We start from the raw sequence: 1,112 nt of genomic DNA, 5'->3' as shown, positions 1-1,112 counted from the left end.
CATAAGTTTTAGACGATTTTCCCAATCAATTTTTATATTTACACTTTTTTTCGATGTATCAGAAATTTCAATATATTCCTTGCCACTTGGTTTGTAAAAGTTACAAGGAGAATTATCTACTGTGAAAATATCTCCTTTGACATTATTTGTTCCCAAAAAACATGGCTCATCAACTAATTTTGCATAAATATGGTTATTTATATTTCTGATGTGGTCTATATCCACTATATAGTCCTTTAAGTAGGGTGAGTCTATATAAATTTTTCCCATAAAAACCTCCTGAAATATTTTAACATATTTACTTAAATATGAATATAAAGACTTGAATTATGGCAATTTGTTGAGAAAAATAATATAATAATTTATATGATTATGTATCTTTTAATAGTGATTAGTGCAATTATTTTAGGAATTTTTAGCAAAAATCTATACATATATTTTATTATAAGTCCCTTAATTCTTTTTATTAAGGAAAATAAAATTAAATATTTATATATCTTATTTATTTTAGTGCTTGTAAGTACAGCCCTTAGAAAACCAGCGGATGTAAATTTTTACGGTAATATTCTCGGCAAGGTTATTTCAACAAAAGAGGACAGATTTGTAGTAAAAACACATAAGATAAATAATAAAAAATCAAGAAAAATATAGTTTTTTATGGTAAGGAAAAAAATGGGAGATTGGTTTCTATTGACGGAGTTTTTAAAAGACCCTTGGGTCAAATGAATCGAGGCAATTTTAACAAGAGATTAAACTATCTTTCTGAGAATATAAACTATATTGGACAAATGTATCATAAAGATGTTTTAAAAGAGGGAGATTTGATTTCTACATTTGTCTATAATTTTCGGGAAAAATTAAAAGATAATATATATGAGAATCTCCCCAAAAAAGAAGCAGGTATATTATCCTCAATTTTATTATCTGATAGGGCATATTTAGATGAAGATGACTTAGATAATTTTTCCTATTTAGGTATCAACCACATATTAGCATTATCAGGATTTCATATAGCCATACTTGCAATTTTTCTAGAGAAAATATTTTTAAAATTATCTTCTTCAAAAAAATTAAGCGATTTTCTGAGCCTCTTTCTTATAGGATTTTATATA

Annotated in this window: 1 protein-coding gene and 1 pseudogene; one reads left to right on the top strand and one right to left on the bottom strand. The window is 25.6% G+C overall.

Annotation, left to right across the window (positions count from 1 at the left end; genetic code table 11):
• A pseudogene (locus tag HMPREF9131_RS04430) lies at window positions 1-270 on the bottom strand (hypothetical protein); the annotation flags it as partial.
• 410 nt (window positions 271-680) lie between these two features.
• Here HMPREF9131_RS04430 and HMPREF9131_RS08680 point away from each other — a divergent pair.
• A partial coding sequence (locus HMPREF9131_RS08680; RefSeq protein WP_009345641.1) for a ComEC/Rec2 family competence protein occupies window positions 681-1,112 on the top strand: 432 nt, incomplete at its 3' end.

It is taken from the genome of Peptoniphilus sp. oral taxon 836 str. F0141 (assembly GCF_000179335.1).
In the GTDB taxonomy this organism is placed as follows: Bacteria; Bacillota; Clostridia; order Tissierellales; family Peptoniphilaceae; genus Peptoniphilus_A; species Peptoniphilus_A lacrimalis.
Note: the sequence above shows the minus strand (reverse complement) of the source record. Positions and strands in the feature narration are given on the sequence as shown.